The following is a 16,910-nucleotide window of genomic DNA, read 5'->3' as shown; positions in this document are numbered from 1 at the left end:
TCCGGTGTGAGAGCGACAGATCTGACGCCCTCACACCATTTCCAGCGATCATGTGGCGTGTACGGCGTAGGAGCCCGCCCAGTTGACCGGAGCTAGGTTCGGGTCGTGGAGTCGATCAGGGCCCTGGCCGATCTGGCCACTCCCATGGCGGTCCGGGTGGCCGCGACGCTCGGCCTCGTGGAGCTGGCGGGGAACGGGGGAGCGACGGCGGAGCACCTTGCTTCCGAGACCGGAACCTCGGCACCAGCCCTGCGGAGCCTGCTCGATCACCTGGTCACGGTCGGGGTCTTCGACCACGATCCCGGGTCCGGCCACTACCGGCCCACGGACCTCGGCGCCCAGATGAGCGAGAACGCCCCGGAAGGCGTCAAGCCCCTGCTCGACATCAACTGCGCCGGCGGGCGCGCCGACCTCGCCTTCGTCGAACTGCTCGGAACGATCACCACCGGTACATCCGGCTACGAGCGGCGGTACGGCCGCGACTTCTGGTCGGACCTGGACGCCAGCCCGCCGTTGCGGCACTCGTTCGACGCCCAGATGAACTGGCGGTTCCAGGTGCAGGCCGCGCAGATCGCCGAACGCTTCGACTGGAGCCGCTTCTCCGAGGTGCTCGACGTCGGCGGGGGAGACGGGATGGTGCTCGCCGCGATCCTGCACGCGCATCCCGACCTCCGCGGGCGGGTCCTGGACCTGACCCCGACCGCCACCGCCGCCACCCGGCGGTTCGCGGCAGCCGGACTCGACGACCGCGCGAGCGCCGTCGCGGGCAGCTTCTTCGACCCGCTGCCCGCGGGTGCCGACGCCTACCTCCTGTCCGACATCCTCCACGACTGGGACGACGACCACGCCCGCGCGATCCTCGCCGGCTGCCAGCGCGCCGCCGCACCGGACGGCACCGTGGTGGTGATCGAGAGCGCGGGGTCGGCGGGCACCGCGATGGACCTGTTCATGCTCATGTGCTTCGGCGGGCGGGAACGGACGGTCGACGGGTTGGCCGGGCTGGCCGCCGAGTGCGGGCTGCGGCTCGACGGCGCGGCCCCGGTGGCAGATGGGCGGACGGTGCTCGAGTTCGGGGTGGCACCCGCTGAGGGCCCGGAAGATCGTTCGGCGGCGTAGCGGTGGTGGTCGACCACGACTCGTCCGGCACGGCTTCGTGTGAAGTGCGAGGTCAGTCTGCGTGAGGGCGGAACTCGCGTAGCTGGGCCAGGACGTTCTCCAGGTTCCACCTGTGCTGGCCCCCCGGAGTCGTGTACTCCGGTTGGATCTTCCCGTCCTGGTGGTACCGCTGGACCGAGCGCAGAGACAGCCCGAGAGCCGCCGCGAGTTGCGGCGTCGTCAGGTAGTCGGACTTGCCGGGCATACCCGCAGGCTAGGCACGGTCTGACGCACGAGTCGTCGATCTAACGCGATAATGCGCGTGACTACACGAGATGTCATGGTTTGACGTACTGTTGCCCCGTGACGTTCTGGTGGACGGCGATCCCGGGAGGCGGTTGCGCCATGGGCGAGGCGGCGGACGAGGCGGACGCGCGGCTGGAGATCGCGCGGGCGCAGGGTCGGGCGTCGGTGAACTTCAGTGCGCGCAGCGGCCGGTACCGCTGGACCGTCGTTCTCGACGGCGGCAAGTCGGCGCACGGCTGGGCGGACTCGGAGGCGGACGCGTGGTGGTTCGTGAAGGAGACGGTGAACCGCCCGTTCCGCGGGACGCATCACCGCAAGCCGCGCGGCCTCTTCGGCCTGCCTCCCGCGTAGCCGGCCCTGAAAGGCCCGCTCCGGCGAGCCGGGTGGCCGCACACACCGTCCGAGATCCGCACACAGGGTCGGGCATGTGTGCGGTGCCGCGACGATGTGCGCGGCGGGGGCAGTCCGGGCGGTGGCGCCGCCCGCCTGACCCGGCACTCGACGATCGGCAGGTGCTGATGGCCGTGCTCGACCTCGAACTGCACGGTGGGCGCAGACTGCTGCTACACGCAGCGGGTCGGCCCGGCCCGGAAGATCCTCCGGACCGGCCCTGATCTGGTCGGGGTGGCGGGATTTGAACCCACGGCCCCTCGCTCCCAAAGCGAGTGCGCTACCAAGCTGCGCCACACCCCGTTCGGAGCGAGTCTAAGCGGCGCTCTGCGCGGCGGGACACCGGATACCGGGTGGCTCCGAGGTCGGGCGGGTGGTCGGGTAGCCTCAAGGGTATGCGGGCGTAGCTCAATGGTAGAGCCCCAGTCTTCCAAACTGGCTACGCGGGTTCGATTCCCGTCGCCCGCTCCAAGCCTTCTACCAGGCGCAACGGTGGTTGCCGCCGACCATCGGAACCCGCGTGAGCGGTGTTCGTGCCCTCGCCGCGCCCCTTGGGCATGCGCACCTCGCCCGTCACATCACGGCCGGACCGGATGACCGCGCTGTCGCCGTCGACCCGCGCAACCTGCCTTGATCCGCTCGCCCATCACCGAAACCGTCCAGGACGCGATCAAGCGCCGCCCGACCCGCAGGTCCCCAGTGAGGCTTGGCGCCGGGAAGGCCCCGATCCCCGTTCTGCCCCATGAGCATCAGGAAGAGGCTCTTCATAGCGGCCAGCCCGCGGGCGCGCCGGATCGCCGCCTCGTCCGCATGCGCGTACACGTCGAAGAACCGCGAGGCCGTGCCCGCGGGTAGCAGCACCCATGCGGCGGCGAGGTCCCACGCCGGATCGCCGGCGAACATGTCACCGAAGTCGACGATGCCCGAGAGCGTTCCGTCCGAGACGACGACGTTCGCGGGATGGAGGTCGCCGTGCACCCACACCGGTGGGCCCTCCCATGCCTTGGCCGCAACGGCGTCGTCCCAGACGGCCCGGACGTCGGCGGCGATGTCGTCGAGGGCGACGGCCTGGAAGAAGCTCTGGAAGCCGTCCGCGCAGTTCCTGGGATGGGCACCGCGGTCCCTGGAGATCGGCGCCTCGGCGGGCGCCTCCACGTGGAGCGCCCGCAGAAAACCCGCCAGAGTGTCGGCCGCGTTGGCGCCGCGGCTGATCGAGCCGTGGTCGAGCGGCTCGCCGGGAACCCACGTCATCACGGTCCAGTGCTTGGGGAAGCGCTCCGACGGTTCGCCGAACCGCACCGGGGTCGGCACCGGGAGCGGCAGGCGCGGGGCCAGTACAGGTAGCCATCGCCGCTCCTTGAGCTGGAGATCCGGGGTGCGGTCCATGCGCTGCATTCGCACGGCCAGCTCGTCCCCGAGACGCCACATCTGGTTGCCCCAGCCGCCCATCACCTCACGGATGGCCAGCCCTGCAAGGTCGGGATGTTGCTCCCGCAGCAGGTCGCGGACCAGGTCCGCCGTGATCTCGATCTCGGTCATCCGAAGTCACGGTACTGAGGCAGGAGGGGGAGCGCCTCTCGCCATCCGCGGACTCGCGCTACCGGCCGGCCGACCGCCGACTCCTGCAGCCGCCGTCGGTCAGGCCGACCTGTATCGCAACATCGACGCCAGGCGTGGCCGCGTATCCCGTTGCGGGTTCCTTCCGCTCCGAGCGACCCGTCTCGGTCACCGCGAGACAGAACTTCTTCCTACCGCCGTCCCGCAGCGTGTAATCGGCATAGCCGGCACCCCTCGTGGCGCCGTCGATCTCGAGCGCGGCCGCTGGTCGCGCGTCCTCCAGTGCCGAGTCCAACCTGGAGTCCAGGTCGAACACGAATTCCGATCCGTCATCGTCGTAGATGGTCACATCCACCGGGCCGCCGGCCCGGACGGCAGCGGCGATCTGCTGGGCGGCGGCGTGCGGATCCTCGGTGTGGTCGAAGCCCCCGTTGACGTAGATGCCCAGCACGATCGAGAGCACTCCCCCGACCGCGCGGCCCGCCCGGCCCAGCGAGAGGGCATCATCCGAAGGCTCGTTGGCCTCGGGATCTCGATACGTCCACCCCCTGGTCGCGCGCCACAGCGACAGCGGGTCGACCAGGGCGAGCGCCAGAAGCAGCACCCCGATCGCGATGTTGATCCATCCCATGTCCAACTACCCCCCGATAGTCGCGCGAGGCAGAGCGCTGCAACGGTGCCGTCCGGCAAGCCGCATCGCCGTTGCGCCTCCGCCAGGCGAACATCCGCTCTGGAAGGGGAGACCGCTCGCAACAACCGTCCGGTTGGTCACGGTCGACGTGAGCTACGCCATAGGTTTCGCGGATCCTCGTTCCTTGCTCGTCGCAACCGTCACGCCGCCGGCAGTAGGTGGTCGAGCCCCTCCGAGCACTCCTTCGCGATCTCGGCCGACCGCGGCAGCATCACGCGTTCGTAGGCGCGCACCGCGTCGTCCACGGTGGGCTCCGCGGCGAGGGCGGTGGCGAGCTCCGCACCGTCGAGCATCGCGAGGTTGGCGCCCACGCCCAGCGGTGGCATCAGGTGTGCGGCGTCGCCGAGCAGCGTCACGCCGGGCACGTGCTCCCACATGTGCGGTGCGGGGAGCACCAGCAGGGGCCGGTTGACGAAGCCCGAGTCGCTGTGGCGGATGAAGTCGCGCAGGCTCTCGTGCCAGCCGTCGAGCTGCGACAGCAGGTGCGTACGGGTGGCGGCCTCGTCCTCGAGGTCCAGCCCGGCCGCGGCGGGCCAGTCCTCGCGCGTGCGCAGGGCCAGGTAGATCCGGATGTGTCCGCCGCTGTTGCGCTGCACGAACAGCCCCGTGCCGGGAACCGTGGCGGCCATCGTGCCGTTGCCGACGAGCCGGGCGACCTCGGGATGGCGGTCCTCCTCCAGCCAGGTCTCCACGAACGTGACGCCGCTGTAGGCGGGCTCGGCCGGGGACACCGCGCCGCGCACGCGGGACCACGCGCCGTCGGCGCCGACGACCAGGTCGAAGTCCTCGCCCGTGCCGTCGGGGAACTCCACGCGGGGGCCTCGCGGGTGTACGCGGTCGACCCCGCGGCCCCATTGAACGGTTCCGTCGGCCAGCGAGTCCAGGAGCAGGCCTCGCAGCTGGCCGCGGTCGATCTCCGGCCCGCCGCTGAACTCGGCGTCCTCCTGCGCTTGCAGGGCGCCGCTTTCCGGGTCGCGCAGCCGCCACTCCTGGCCTTCGGGGCGGGCGAGGGCGGTGAACTCGTCCAGCAGGCCCGCGGTGCGCAGCGCGACCTGGCCGCTGTCCGCGTGCATGTCGAGGGTGCCGCCCTGCGGGCGCGTGTCGGGCGAGCGTTCCCGTTCGAACACGGTGACGGCGTGCCCGTGGAGCTGGAGCACGCGGGCGCAGAGGAGGCCGCCGAGGCCGGCTCCGGCGATGGCGATCCGAGGTGGGGTGGTCACCGCCCCAGAAGAGCACAGCCGCTCCGAAAGTGCAATGACTAAACTTATGTATCGAGTTAACTTAACGGTAGGGTGGGCTGGTGACCCAGCCCAGCGGCCGCCGCGAGCGGAAGAAGGCCCAGACCCGCAAGGCGCTGGCCGACGCGGCCCTCCGCCTGTTCCTGGCGCGCGGCTACGACCAGGTGGGCGTGAAGGAGGTCGCCGACGAGGCCGACGTGTCCGTGACGACCCTGTTCAAGCACTTCCCGTGCAAGGAGGCGCTGGTCTTCGACGAGGACCAGGACGTCGAGGACGCGCTGGTCGCCGCTGTGCGCGAGCGGGCGCCCGGCGAGTCGGTCCCGCAGGCGCTGCACGCCCACCTCGTGCGGCCTCGGCGGGACGCGGCGGAGCTGGAGCGGTTCCTGCGCATGGTCGAGGACACCCCGGCGCTGCGCGCCTACTCCCACCGGATGTGGCTGCGGCACGAGACGGCGCTCGCGCGGGCGATCGCGGACGAAGCCGGGGCGCCCGAGGACGACGTCGCGTGCGCGGCGCTGGCCCGGTTCGCCCTCGAAGCGCGGGAGCTGACCTCGCATCGTCCCGACCGGGAGCGCGCCATCGGGGAGGTCTTCGCCCTGCTCGAGAACGGCTGGGCCGCCACGCGTCCCGGACCGGTCAGGAATCGAGAAGCACCCGCGGCGGGCCTCCACAACGCTTGAGCGCCATGGACATCGGACTGAAGGCCGGCGCGATCATGCTCGGCGTCGAGGACGTCGCTCGCGCCAAGGAGTTCTACGCGGACGGCATGAGCTGCGAGATCGAGCAGGACCACCCCGGTTACGTCATGTGCAACCTGGGGGAGGGGTCCTCGAAGCTGGCGCTGTACGAATGGGACGCGGCGGCGCGGGACGCGGGTGTCCCCGCTGCGGGATCCGGGTTCCGCGGCGTCTCGCTCCACTTCATCACCGAGTCGAGAGAGGTGGTGGACGAGGTCATGCGCAGGGCGGTGGCCGCAGGCGGCACCGTGGTCAAGGAGCCGGCCGCCGTCGGCTGGGGCTACTTCGGCTACTTCGGCGACCCGGACGGTTACCTGTGGAAGGTCACCACGTCCTCCTGATCCACCGTCACCGTCCCCGCCGCGCCGTCGACGGTGATCAACTGTCCGGTCGTGATCAGCTGGGTGGCGTCCCGGAGGCAGATGACGGCCGGGATGCCGTACTCGCGGGCCACCGTGGGCCCGTGCGCCATCGCCGCCCCGGTCTCGGTGACCAGGCCGCCCGCCGTCATGAACAGCGGCGTCCAGCCGGGGTCGGTGGTCGGTGCCACGAGGATCTCGCCGGGTTCCACGTGCGCCCCTGCGGGATCGAGGATCACGCGGGCCCGGCCGGTCGCCGTGCCCGGTGCCGCCGCCATGCCGACCAGGGTGCCGTCGGCGTGGGGCGTGTCGGGCGCCAGCGCTTCGGGGATGGTCCCGTCGGAGAGCAGGAGCCCGGGGACGCTGCGCCGCCGCATCTCCCGGTCGTACTCGGCGCGCCGGGCGGTGATCCGGCCGCGGAGCCCGGCGCCGCCGGACCCGGTGGCGGCGAGGGCCTCCCGGAAGTCGAGGAACATGATGTCGTCCGCGCTGTCGAGCACGCCGCGGTCCCGCAGCTCGGCCCCGGCTGCGAGGAGCTGCCTGCGCATCTCGACGAACGCGTAGAGCCAGGCGAACTTGGGCAGCTCGCGCAGGCCGGCGAGGGCACGGGAGCGGCGCAGCAGGAATCCGGCCAGCCGGGCCCGCACCGGCCGCGTGCGGCGCGCTCTCGCCACGAGCTCGTCGATCTTCGCGACGGCCTCCGCCGCCGCGCGCCGGAAGCGCAGGTCGGGGGCCTGCTCCGGGTCGGTGACCCGCAGGTAGCCGGCGAGCGCGGCGAACACCGGAGCCGGGTCCTCGGCCCAGCGCGGGACGCCGGCGTCGATCTCGGCCGCGCCCCGGTGCCCGTAGGCGCGCAGGAACCCGTCGAGCCCGAACTCGGGCAGGTCGCCCTCGAGGTAGCGGGCGGCGAGGTCGGTGGGCGGCGTGTTCAGCAGCAGGTCGCGGTGCTCGCCCGCGGCGGCCGCCAGCCGCCACAGGCCGAGGTTCATCTCGGTCGTGACGTTGTGCGGCATCCCGCGCAGCGTCTCGTCGACCTCGCTCTCGGTGGCGATGCTCTTGAGCAGGCCGATCGCGGCCGCCCGCGAGAGCATCGAGGCGTAGAGCGGCGGCAGCATCTCCGCCATGCCGGTGCTCATGAACGAGCCCTGGAGCCCGGCCGCGAAGCGCAGGCGCTCGGCGGTGCGGAGGCCGTCCGGCGCGCGGGACCCGCGCTTCACCTCGGCGGCGGCGCGAAACGCCCGCGTCCGGGCTCTCGCCGGGTTCGCCATCGCGCTCACGAACCCGGCGACCAGTCCCGGTGCCACCCGGGCCGTCACCGCGATCGCGACGCGCAGCCGGTAGGGCCGGCCGGGCAGCGGCGCGTACCGCGGATCGTCCAGCACCCGGCGCAGCGCCGTCTCCACCCGCGGCCCGTAGATCTTCATGCTGGCGGGCAGCTTCGCCCGCACGGCCTTGTACCGCACGTACGCGGTGAGGTCGAGGTACATCCGCCCGCCGATGTCGACGATGCCGGGATGGCCGAGGAACGGGTCGGCCGGGATGCCGATGGACCGGAAGTACTGCGCTGTGGCCACCCGCATCACCGACATGCCCATCGGCGTGAACGGCCGCAACATGCCCTGCATGTGACCGGCTTCGAAGTAGACGCGCGGTCCGGGCCTCGGCGACACGGGCAGCGGGAACAGCGTCGTGATCGCCCGGGACTGGAGCAGCCACAGCGTGCTGTCGCGGTCGAACGCGAACTCGATGTCCTGCGGTGACCCGGCCCGCCGCTGCACCCGCTCGCCGGCCTCGCGCAGCTGTGCGAGCCGTGCCGGGTCGAGGCACCCGTCCGCGTGCTCGTCCGGCCGGCCGGTCAGCAGGTAGTGGTCGGCGGCGCCGCTCCCGTCGACGACGACGTCCCCGAGGCCCGCGACGGCGTCGACGACCATCTCGGTGCGCGTGCCCGTGATCGGGTTGGCCGTGAACAGCACGCCCGCTGCGGCCGGGTCGACCATCCGCTGGACGACGACGGCCATCCTGACCAGTGCGTCCCCGAAGCCGCCCGCCTCCCGGTACGCGACCGCGCGCTCGCTCCCGAGCGACTCCCGGCACCGCCGAACCGCGTCGATCAGCGCGTCGGCGCCGCGGACGTTCAGGACCGTCTCGTGCTGGCCCGCGAAGCTGGCGTGCGGCAGGTCCTCGGCCGTGGCGCTGGACCGGACGGCGACGGCGCCGGACCCGAGCAGCTCGTAGGCCTCGACGATCTGCCGGCGCAGGTCGCCTGCGAGCTCACCGGCCTCGGTGGTGATGCAGAAGCCCTCCGGAACGCGCTCACCGGCCTGGATCAGCTCGGCGAGACCGGCGGCCTTGCCCCCGACCTCCGTGAGGCTCGCGGGGTCGATCTCGGTGAGCGGGACGACGGCCGGGGACATGCAGCCATGGTGCTCCCACCGGGGCGACCTTGTGGGTGGAGCATCCACAACTTAGGGTCACCATGCATTGAAGTAGGTAAGCCTAACTTTCCATAATCGGAGCGTGACGGAATGTCGACCTACCGAACGTGGCGCCGCCTCGTTCCGGCCGTCCTCGCGGTGCTCGTCGCGAGCGGCTGCGCGGGGAGCGCGGTGCCGGCCGCCGGTGCGGGCCCCACCACGGCCGAGCGCCTGACGATCGCCGTGCCGGCGGCCGTCGGTGGCCCGCTCAACGTGTTCGTCTCGTTCCAGGAGCAGATCAGCGAGCTGGTCTACGACAAGCTGCTCGCGCCGTCGCCGTACGTGGACCAGCCGCAGCCGTGGCTCGCGTCCGAGGTGCGGATGGTCGACCCGAGCACGTGGGAGGTGTCGCTGCGCGACGACGTGCGCTGGCACGACGGGGTGCCGTTCACCGCCGAGGACGTCGCCTTCACCTTCCACTACGCCCACGACGCCCCGACCGGGCGCTTCACGCACCACATCAACGAGATCCCCGACGTCTCCTCCGTCGAGGTGCTCGACCCGCACGAGGTGCGGTTCACCTGCGCCTTCCCGTGCCCCGACCTGGGCCCCGTCACCCTCGCCGACCTGCCGATCCTCCCCGAGCACATCTGGTCGAAGGTGCCGCCGGCCGAGGCGAAGAACTCCGACGCGCTGCCGGTGGGCACCGGCCCGTACCGGCTGGTCGAGTTCGACCCGACCACGGGCTACCGCTTCGAGGCCAACCCGGACTACTTCGCAGGTGCGCCGGTCGTCCGGGAGCTGGTGATGCCGATCATCGCGGACCCGTCGGCCACCTTCACCGCGCTGCGGGCCGGCCAGATCGACGCCGCGTTCCGGCCCGTCTCACCCGAGCTCATCGACGAGTTCTCCGGCTCGTCGGACGTCGGCATGATCCAGACCCGCCCGCTGCGCTTCCCCGAGCTGCGCCTCAACTACGAGCGCGCGCCGTTCGACCAGCCGCGCTTCCGGCAGGCGATCGGCCTCGCGGTCGACCGCCAGGAGCTGCTCGACGTCGTCTACCTGGGGCAGGGGCGTCGCGCGGACCGGGGCTACCCGCACCCGGACTCGCCGTGGACCGACCCGACGCTCTCCACGCCGACGGATCCGGCCCGGGCCCGCGCGCTGCTCGACGAGCTGGGTTACGTCGACGGCGACGGGGACGGCGTGCGCGAGGGTCCGGCGGGCCCGCTGCGGTACACGATCGTGACGTCCGGGGTGGAGCCGACGCAGGTCCGCGCGGCCGAGATCGTGGCCGAGGAGCTCGGTCAGGTCGGTGTCGCCGCCACCGCGGAGGCGGTGGACGCCGGGTCGTTCGCCGACCTGTCCACCTCGCGGGACTTCGACCTGCAGGTCAGCAGCATCACCGCGCACGGGGTGGCCGACCCGACGCAGTTCATCATGTCCCACCGTTCCGGCTACCTCTGGGACGCGCCGGAGATCCCGTACCCGCAGTGGGACGCGCTGTTCGAGCGCTGGAAGGCCACCACCACGGTCGAGGACCGGCGCGCGGTGGCGTTCGAGATGCAGCGGATGTTCAACGAGCAGCCGACGTCGATCCCGCTGTACTACCCCGACGAGTACTGGGCGTTCTGGCCGGAGGCGTTCGCCGGCTGGGCGGAGTCGCCGGGGTTCGGGATCGTCCACAAGTGGTCGCTGCTGCCGCGTGACGTCGCGGTGCGGGCCGGCGCGATCGTCGTCCCCGGGTCGTGACGGCGCGGGGCACGACGGCGCTGCGGGCCGTCGCCGCGAAAACCGGCCAGTACGTGCTGGTGCTGTGGGTGGCGGCGACGCTGAACTTCCTGCTGCCGCACCTCGCCCCGGGCGACCCGGTGCAGTACCTCTACGGCGGTGACGCGCTCGGCCTGTCGCCGGAGGCGGTCGAGCAGGTGCGGGCGGGCTACGGCCTCGACCAGCCGCTGCCCGTGCAGTACGTGACGTTCTGGGCCGGCCTGCTGCACGGCGACCTCGGGCGCTCGGTGCAGTTCAACCGGCCGGTGGTGGACGTGCTCGCGGAGTACCTGCCGTGGACGGTCGCGCTCGTCGGGGTCTCGACCCTGCTCGCGCTCCTGGCCGGCGTCGCGCTCGGTGCGTGGGCGGCCTGGCACCGGGGCAGGCGCCGCGACACCGGAGTGGTCGCGGCGGTGCTCGTCCTCGACTCCATGCCGGCGTTCTGGATCGGGATGATCCTGATCGCGGTGTTCTCCGTGGGGCTGGGCTGGTTCCCGTCCTACGGCGGAGTGGCCGTCGGCGTCGGGGACGGGGCCTGGCTCGCCGACGCCGTGCAGCGCACGGTCCTGCCCGCCACGACGCTCGCGCTCGCCACGTTCGGCGGGTTCTTCCTGCTCACGAGGGCCGCGATGGTCACGGTGCTCGACGAGCCGTTCGTCCGGCTCGCGCACGTGAAGGGGGTGCCGGAGCGCCGGGTCGCCCTGCACCACGCGCTGCGGACCGCCCTGCTGCCGGTCTGGACGAACGTCACGATGGTGCTGGGCACGATGCTCTCGGGCGCCGTGGTGGTGGAGACCGTCTTCGCCTACCCGGGCCTCGGCCGGCTGATCTTCGACGCCGTGACCGCCCGCGACCACCCGCTGCTGCAGGGGGCGTTCCTGCTGGTCACGATCGGGATCGTGGCAGCCAACGTGCTCGCCGACCTGACCTACCCGCTGCTGGACCCGCGGGTGCGGCGCGCGTCGGCGGGGGCGGCGTCGTGAGCCGCGGGACGGCCGCCACCGGCCTGGGCATCCTCGCCGCCCTCGTGCTGGTGGCGGTCGCGGCGCCGCTGCTCGCGCCGTACGACCCGAGCGAGCGGGCGGGGCGGCCGTTCTCGGTGCCGTCGGCGGCGCACCTGCTGGGCACGAACGACGTCGGGCACGACCTGCTCTCGGAGCTCGTGTACGGCGCCCGCGTGTCCCTGCTGGTCGGACTGGCCGCCGCCCTCGCCGCGACGGTCATCGGGGCGGCGGTCGGCGTGACGGCGGGGTACGCCCGTGGCCCGCTCGACCCGCTCCTGATGCGCCTCGTCGACGTCGTCCTCGCCTTGCCGGCCCTGCCCCTGACGATCGTGATCGGGGTGTTCGCCGGGCCCGGCCTCGGCACCCAGATCCTCGTCATCTCCGCCGTCATGTGGGCCGGAGTGGCCCGCGAGCTGCGCGCGCAGGTGCTGTCGCTGCGCGAACGCGACCACATCCAGGCGCTGCGCGCGATGGGCGCGGGCCCCTGGTACGTGGTGCCGCGCCACCTGCTCCCCGCCGTCGCGCCGCTGGTCGTGCCGCAGTTCGTGCTCGCCACGAAGACCGCGATCCTGCTCGAGGCGTCGCTCGCGTTCCTCGGCCTCGGCGACATCACGGCGAAGAGCTGGGGCACCATGCTGTCGCTCGCGCACGCCCGCAGCGCCTTCCTCACCGACGCCTGGATCTGGTGGGTGCTCCCGCCGGGGCTCGCGATCGCGCTGACGGTGCTGGCGTTCGCGTTGCTCGGGCACGCGTTCGAGGAGCGGGCGCGGCCGTCCCTGAGGGCTCGCCGGGCGACGCCGCGGCCGGCCGCCTCTCTCCGGCTCGTCGCGCAGGCGGACGGCCCGCCGCTCGCGATCGACGGCCTGCACGTCACCTACCCGGGCGGCACCCCGGTGCGCGCGGTCGACGGGGTGGACCTCGACGTGGCCGCGGGTGAGCTGGTCGGGCTCGTCGGGGAGTCGGGGAGCGGGAAGTCGACGCTGGCGGCGGCCGCCGTCGGGATGCTCCCGCCGGGCGTGACGGCCGGCGGCGCCGTCCGGGTGGAGGGCCGGGACCTCGCGACGCTGCCGCCCGGGGAGCTGCGCCGCATGCGCGGGAACCGGGTCGCGCTCGTCCCCCAGGAGGCGATGAGCGCGCTGAACCCGGTGCACACGATCGAGGCCCAGCTCGTCGAGGCGGTGCGCGTGCACCGCAGGGTCGGGCGGGTCGCCGCCCGGGAGCGCGCCGCCGAGCTGCTCGAGCTCGTCGGCATCGATCCGCGGCGGGGCCGCGACCACCCCCACCAGCTCTCCGGCGGGATGCGCCAGCGGGTCGTCATCGCGATGGCGCTGGCGAACGAGCCCGCCGTCGTGATCGCCGACGAGCCCACCACCGGCCTGGACGTCGTGGTCCAGGCCGAGGTCCTCGACCTGCTCGACGGGCTGCGCCGCCGGCTCGGCCTCGCCCTGCTCGTCGTCACGCACGACCTGCCGATGATCGAGTCGATTGCCGACCGGATCGCCGTGATGCAGGCCGGCCGGCTGGTCGAGGTCGGGCCGGCGGCGCGGGGCGTGGGCGCCCCGGGGCACCCGTACACGCGCCTGCTGGTCGAGTCCGCGCCGCGGCTGGTGGCCCGGTGACCGCGGCCCTCGACGTCGCCGGGCTGACCGTGACCTACCGCGGCCGGTCCGGCCGGGTCGCCGCCCTGACCGACGTCGGTCTCACGGTCGCGCCGGGGGAGGTCGTGGGCCTCGTCGGCGGGTCCGGTGCCGGGAAGTCGACGGTGGCCCGGGCGGCCGCCGGCCTCGTGCGCCCGGACCGCGGCAGCATCCGGGTCGCCGGCGCCGATGTCGTCGGGGCCGGGCGAGCCGCGCTCCGCCGGATCCGGCGGACGCTGCACCTGGTGTTCCAGGACCCGTACGCGTCGCTGCCGCCGACGATGCGCGTCGCGGAGGTGATCGCGGAGCCGCTGGTCGTCCACCGGATCGGCGACCGGGCCGCGCGGGCCGACCGGGCCGCGGAGGCCGCGGCCGCCGTCGGGCTGGACCGCCGCCACCTGGGCCGCTTCCCCCACGAGCTCTCGGGCGGGGAGCGCCAGCGCGTCGCCTTCGCCCGGGCGCTGGTCTGCGAACCCCGGCTGATCCTGGCCGACGAACCGACCCAGATGCTGGACGCCTCCCTGCGCCGGGACCTGGTCGACCTGATCGGGCGCCTGGCCGCCGAACGGGGCGTCGCCGTCCTGCACATCACCCACGACCTCGCGCTCGCCCAGCACGGCTGCGCGCGGCTGGTCGTGATGAGCGGGGGACGGGTGGTCGAGAGCGGGCCGACCGCCGACGTCCTCGCCGCACCCCGGGCCGACCACACCGCGGCGCTCGTCTCTGCCGCCTTCCACCGCTGACCTTCCGCCGTTCGACCACAGGAGGAACCGTGCGCGACGTCGCGCTGCTCGACATGGACATCCGCGCCCCCGGCCGCTCCGACCTCGGCGACCGGGTGGACTGCTACGCCATCGACCGGAGCGACCTGAGCCGCTTCGCGCTGCTCGTCGTCCCCGCCACCGCCGACCAGGAGCACCTCGCCCGCCACCGCGGCGTGATCCGCGACTACCTCGACGGCGGTGGCGTGCTGCTGTTCGGCGGGCAGCTGCACCGCGACTGGCTGCCCGGTGCGTCGGCGTTCGTCCCGCTGCCGCGCCCGTCGCTCGAGGCCTACCGGGTCGGCTGGATCGCCGAGCACCCGATCTTCGCCGGCGTCGAGCCCGACGACCTGACGTTCCGGCGCGGCGTCGCCGGGTTCTTCGCCCGCGGGCACCACCCGCTTCCGCCGGGGGCCGAGGTGCTCGTGCGGCTCGCGGGTGGCGAGCCGGTGACCTACGTCGACCGCGCGTCGACGCGCGGCACCATCGTCGTGCACGCGAGCGGCGACCTGCTCGGCTACGACGGCTCCGGCAACACCGCGAGCCGCCTCACCGGCCAGCTCGTCGAGTGGGCGCGGGGTGAGGCGCGGGCACGGCGGGTGGCGGGCGCACGCGGGCCGGCCGATCAGCCCGCCGGTGGCGCGCTCTCCGCGAGCGGCGGCGGCCTCGCCGCGGTCTACGGCGGCTCCGCGCCGCACCACCGCGCGCTGACCACCCCCAAGTACGCGACGCACGTCTCCGGCGGCCTGCGTTACCTGCCCGAACTGGCCGACGCGGATCTCACCGAGCTCGACGGCCTCATCATCCCCGAGCGCTTGCACCACGACGCCCTGTGGGCCGCCGCGGGCCCGATCTCCGACCTGCTCGACGCCGGCGGCACCGTGTTCGCCTTCTCCGGTGGGGAACCGGTGCCGGCGTTCCTGCCGGGCGTCCGCTGGGAGCACCGGCCGACGAACTTCTGGTGGTGGCTCGAGCCGGGCGCCGACCTCGGGCTGCGCACCCCCGACCCGGAGCACCCCCTCTTCGACCACCTCACCCTGCGGGACTGCGCCTGGCACTACCACGGGGTGCTCACCCCGCCCGACGGCGCGGAGGTGCTGGTCACGCTGCCCACCGGGGAGGCGCTGCTCTACGTCGACCGCGTGAGCACCCCGGGCACCCTGGTGGTCGCCACCCTCGACCCGATGCACCACTACGGGAGCCACTTCATGCCGGCCACCGAGCGGTTCCTCGACGGCTTCCTGCCCTGGGCGGCCGCCGAGGCGGCGAGGTGAGCGCGCCTCAGCCGAGCTGCTCGGACAGTGCGACGACGATGCCCTCGGGGCCGCGGAGGTAGCAGAGCCGGTAGGTGTCCTCGTACTGCACCACCTCGCCGACGAGTTCGGCGCCGTGGGTGCGCAGGCGGGCGATGACGTCGTCGATGTCGTCGACCGCGAACATGATGCGGCGAATGCCCAGCGTGTTCATCGGGGCGTCCGCCGGCACGCCGGCGATCGCCTTCGGTGTGTGGTACTTCGCCAGCTCGATCCGGCCGTGGCCGTCCGGGGTCCGCATCATCGCCACGTCGGACCGCTGGTCGTCGAGCCCGACGACACGTGCCGCCCAGGGCCCCTCGACCAGCGCTTTTCCCTCCACCTCCATGCCCAGTTCCACGAAGAACGCAGCAACAGCCTCGAGGTCGTCGACGATGATGCTGACGTTGTCCATCCGCTGAATCGTCATCGTGGTTCCCCGCCTACTTCTTGATCTCATAGCGCAGAAGTGCCACGCCGTTCTCGAACCCCGTCGCCTCGACCAGCCCGAGGTCTTGCCGATCCCCGAAGATGCGCGTTCCCTTGCCGCGTGACGCCGGGCAGACCAGCATCCGGATCTCGTCGACGACGCCGGCGTCCAGCAGGGAGCGCATGAGCGTCAGGCTCCCCCACAGCCAGATGTCCTTGCCGCTCTGCTCCTTGAGCTCGCGGATGGTGGTTGCCGGGTCGCGCGTCACGGTCGCGGCGGGGAAGTCGCCCCAGGGGGCGTCGCGCAACTTCGACGATGCGACGAACTTGCTGAGCTCGTTGAGCTTCTCGCCGTACTCGCCCTGGTCGGCGGCGTGCGGCCAGTAGTCCTTGGTCTGGTTGTAGGTGTTGGCGCCGAGGATCATCGTGTCGACCGAGTCGATGAAGCCCATCAGGTTGTTCTTGAAGGGGTCGTCGGTGACCTCGTCGTCGAACGGTTCACCCGACACGAAGCTGAGCCCGCCGTCCTCCTCCGCGGCGATGTTGTCGACGGTCACCCACTGCTGGACGACGAGCTTTCGCATGTTCTCCATCTCCTTCATGTCTGCTGTCAGCTTCGGTGGTCCGTGGGACGGATCGGGACGTCGTAGTAGCGGCGAGCGCTGGAGCCGATGCGGTTCAGGTCGGTGCCGTAGACGTGCAGGGACACGGCGGTGGTGCCGGCGGCATTGCGAACCCGGTGGATGTCGCCGGGCGGGGCGAAACCGCTGACGGAACCGGTCGGGTTCCGGGTGCTGCCGGCCTCGCTCAGGGTCGTGCCGTCGTCGGCGAGCGTGTAGAGGTCCTCGTGCTCGACCCCGGCCAGGACGCCGAACACGCACCACGTGACGTGGTCGTGGATGCGGGTGAGCGCCCCGGGTTGCCACGCGATCGCCACCATCGAGAACGAACCGTCCGGCTCGACGTGCAGGCGGCGGCTGCGGTAGGAGCCCGGCTCACCGTCGAGGAGGTCCGCGGGGATCAGGTCAGGCGTTGGCAGGTTCTCGCGCAGCGCCGCAGCCACCCGGCTCGCGGTGTCGCTCCAACCGGCACTGCGGGCCATCGCTGCGCGCACCGCGATGACCAGTTCGTCGAGTTCTGCGGTGCGACACATCGCTAGGGTGCTCATGGCGTCCTCGTCTCTGGTGGATGCTCCGAGCGTCCGCCGGGAGGCGGCCTGCGCACATCCGT

General features: G+C 72.7%; 17 protein-coding genes and 2 tRNA genes. 10 read left to right on the top strand and 9 right to left on the bottom strand.

Annotated elements, in window-relative coordinates:
• The first annotated feature begins 144 nt into the window (after positions 1–144).
• The gene (locus ACU436_RS30510) at positions 145–1,116 is read left to right on the top strand and encodes a methyltransferase (RefSeq protein ID WP_459030676.1); all 972 of its coding nucleotides are present in this window, start codon (positions 145–147) and stop codon (positions 1,114–1,116) included.
• A 52-nt stretch (positions 1,117–1,168) separates the two neighbouring features.
• Here the strand turns inward: ACU436_RS30510 and ACU436_RS30505 are convergent, their stop codons facing one another.
• Complete coding sequence (locus ACU436_RS30505; protein ID WP_459030459.1) at positions 1,169–1,360, bottom strand: MerR family transcriptional regulator; 192 nt, start codon at positions 1,358–1,360, stop codon at positions 1,169–1,171.
• 98 nt (positions 1,361–1,458) lie between these two features.
• On the opposite strand from ACU436_RS30505, the gene ACU436_RS30500 reads away from it, so the two are divergent.
• On the top strand, positions 1,459–1,752 hold the full coding sequence (locus ACU436_RS30500; RefSeq protein ID WP_459030458.1) for a hypothetical protein: 294 nt from the start codon (positions 1,459–1,461) through the stop codon (positions 1,750–1,752).
• Positions 1,753–2,017: 265 nt separating this feature from the next.
• On the opposite strand, the gene ACU436_RS30495 is transcribed toward ACU436_RS30500, so the two are convergent.
• Positions 2,018–2,094, bottom strand: a tRNA-Pro gene (locus ACU436_RS30495).
• A gap of 94 nt (positions 2,095–2,188) precedes the next feature.
• On the opposite strand from ACU436_RS30495, the gene ACU436_RS30490 reads away from it, so the two are divergent.
• Positions 2,189–2,262, top strand: a tRNA-Gly gene (locus ACU436_RS30490).
• 102 nt (positions 2,263–2,364) lie between these two features.
• Here the strand turns inward: ACU436_RS30490 and ACU436_RS30485 are convergent.
• The 3 genes from ACU436_RS30485 to ACU436_RS30475 form a co-directional block, all read right to left on the bottom strand.
• Positions 2,365–3,330, bottom strand: a complete 966-nt coding sequence (locus tag ACU436_RS30485; RefSeq protein ID WP_459030457.1) for an aminoglycoside phosphotransferase family protein — start codon at positions 3,328–3,330, stop codon at positions 2,365–2,367.
• A 58-nt stretch (positions 3,331–3,388) separates the two neighbouring features.
• Entirely contained in the window at positions 3,389–3,979 is a 591-nt protein-coding gene (locus tag ACU436_RS30480) for a hypothetical protein (protein ID WP_459030456.1), read from the bottom strand.
• 200 nt (positions 3,980–4,179) lie between these two features.
• Entirely contained in the window at positions 4,180–5,259 is a 1,080-nt protein-coding gene (locus tag ACU436_RS30475) for an FAD-dependent oxidoreductase (protein WP_459030455.1), read from the bottom strand.
• A gap of 80 nt (positions 5,260–5,339) precedes the next feature.
• Here ACU436_RS30475 and ACU436_RS30470 point away from each other — a divergent pair, with 80 nt between their 5' ends.
• Positions 5,340–5,957 (top strand): TetR/AcrR family transcriptional regulator, encoded by a 618-nt coding sequence (locus ACU436_RS30470; protein WP_459030454.1) that lies wholly within the window; start codon positions 5,340–5,342, stop codon positions 5,955–5,957.
• 5 nt (positions 5,958–5,962) lie between these two features.
• The gene (locus ACU436_RS30465) at positions 5,963–6,355 is read left to right on the top strand and encodes a VOC family protein (protein ID WP_459030453.1); all 393 of its coding nucleotides are present in this window, start codon (positions 5,963–5,965) and stop codon (positions 6,353–6,355) included.
• On the opposite strand, the gene ACU436_RS30460 is transcribed toward ACU436_RS30465, so the two are convergent.
• The gene (locus ACU436_RS30460) at positions 6,325–8,787 is read right to left on the bottom strand and encodes a PEP/pyruvate-binding domain-containing protein (protein ID WP_459030452.1); all 2,463 of its coding nucleotides are present in this window, start codon (positions 8,785–8,787) and stop codon (positions 6,325–6,327) included. The genes ACU436_RS30465 and ACU436_RS30460 overlap by 31 nt on opposite strands.
• Before the next feature lie 111 nt (positions 8,788–8,898).
• Between ACU436_RS30460 and ACU436_RS30455 the strand changes: the two genes are divergently transcribed.
• The 5 genes from ACU436_RS30455 to ACU436_RS30435 are packed head-to-tail and all read left to right on the top strand — an operon-like array spanning position 8,899 to position 15,233.
• Positions 8,899–10,539, top strand: a complete 1,641-nt coding sequence (locus ACU436_RS30455; protein WP_459030451.1) for an ABC transporter substrate-binding protein — start codon at positions 8,899–8,901, stop codon at positions 10,537–10,539.
• Positions 10,536–11,540, top strand: coding sequence for an ABC transporter permease (locus tag ACU436_RS30450; RefSeq protein ID WP_459030450.1), 1,005 nt, complete (start codon positions 10,536–10,538; stop codon positions 11,538–11,540). The genes ACU436_RS30455 and ACU436_RS30450 overlap by 4 nt, the downstream gene beginning before the upstream one ends.
• Positions 11,537–13,180, top strand: a complete 1,644-nt coding sequence (locus tag ACU436_RS30445; protein WP_459030449.1) for a dipeptide/oligopeptide/nickel ABC transporter permease/ATP-binding protein — start codon at positions 11,537–11,539, stop codon at positions 13,178–13,180. Before ACU436_RS30450 ends, ACU436_RS30445 begins: the two co-directional genes overlap by 4 nt.
• The gene (locus ACU436_RS30440; protein WP_459030448.1) at positions 13,177–13,941 is read left to right on the top strand and encodes an ABC transporter ATP-binding protein; all 765 of its coding nucleotides are present in this window, start codon (positions 13,177–13,179) and stop codon (positions 13,939–13,941) included. The genes ACU436_RS30445 and ACU436_RS30440 overlap by 4 nt, the downstream gene beginning before the upstream one ends.
• Positions 13,942–13,970: 29 nt before the next feature.
• Positions 13,971–15,233, top strand: coding sequence for a hypothetical protein (locus ACU436_RS30435; protein WP_459030447.1), 1,263 nt, complete (start codon positions 13,971–13,973; stop codon positions 15,231–15,233).
• A 7-nt stretch (positions 15,234–15,240) separates the two neighbouring features.
• Here the strand turns inward: ACU436_RS30435 and ACU436_RS30430 are convergent, their stop codons facing one another.
• The 3 genes from ACU436_RS30430 to ACU436_RS30420 are packed head-to-tail and all read right to left on the bottom strand — an operon-like array spanning position 15,241 to position 16,848.
• On the bottom strand, positions 15,241–15,681 hold the full coding sequence (locus ACU436_RS30430; protein WP_459030446.1) for a VOC family protein: 441 nt from the start codon (positions 15,679–15,681) through the stop codon (positions 15,241–15,243).
• 13 nt (positions 15,682–15,694) lie between these two features.
• On the bottom strand, positions 15,695–16,264 hold the full coding sequence (locus ACU436_RS30425; RefSeq protein ID WP_459030445.1) for a dihydrofolate reductase family protein: 570 nt from the start codon (positions 16,262–16,264) through the stop codon (positions 15,695–15,697).
• Positions 16,265–16,290: 26 nt separating this feature from the next.
• Entirely contained in the window at positions 16,291–16,848 is a 558-nt protein-coding gene (locus tag ACU436_RS30420) for a cysteine dioxygenase family protein (protein WP_459030444.1), read from the bottom strand.
• Positions 16,849–16,910: the final 62 nt, after the last annotated feature.

This window comes from Pseudonocardia wallangbongensis, assembly GCF_054486945.1.
The sequence above is the reverse complement of the archived record's forward strand: the minus strand, read 5'-3'. Positions and strand labels throughout refer to the sequence as shown.

Excerpts from the sequence above, each read along its gene's own strand:
- ACU436_RS30510 (WP_459030676.1), top strand. The coding sequence starts at position 145 with ATGGCGGTCCGGGTGGCCGCGACGCTCGGCCTCGTGGAGCTGGCGGGG.
- ACU436_RS30505 (WP_459030459.1), bottom strand. The coding sequence starts at position 1,360 with ATGCCCGGCAAGTCCGACTACCTGACGACGCCGCAACTCGCGGCGGCT.
- ACU436_RS30485 (WP_459030457.1), bottom strand. The coding sequence starts at position 3,330 with ATGACCGAGATCGAGATCACGGCGGACCTGGTCCGCGACCTGCTGCGG.
- ACU436_RS30480 (WP_459030456.1), bottom strand. The coding sequence starts at position 3,979 with ATGGGATGGATCAACATCGCGATCGGGGTGCTGCTTCTGGCGCTCGCC.
- ACU436_RS30465 (WP_459030453.1), top strand. The coding sequence starts at position 5,963 with ATGGACATCGGACTGAAGGCCGGCGCGATCATGCTCGGCGTCGAGGAC.
- ACU436_RS30460 (WP_459030452.1), bottom strand. The coding sequence starts at position 8,787 with ATGTCCCCGGCCGTCGTCCCGCTCACCGAGATCGACCCCGCGAGCCTC.
- ACU436_RS30455 (WP_459030451.1), top strand. The coding sequence starts at position 8,899 with ATGTCGACCTACCGAACGTGGCGCCGCCTCGTTCCGGCCGTCCTCGCG.
- ACU436_RS30430 (WP_459030446.1), bottom strand. The coding sequence starts at position 15,681 with ATGACGATTCAGCGGATGGACAACGTCAGCATCATCGTCGACGACCTC.
- ACU436_RS30425 (WP_459030445.1), bottom strand. The coding sequence starts at position 16,264 with ATGCGAAAGCTCGTCGTCCAGCAGTGGGTGACCGTCGACAACATCGCC.
- ACU436_RS30420 (WP_459030444.1), bottom strand. The coding sequence starts at position 16,848 with ATGAGCACCCTAGCGATGTGTCGCACCGCAGAACTCGACGAACTGGTC.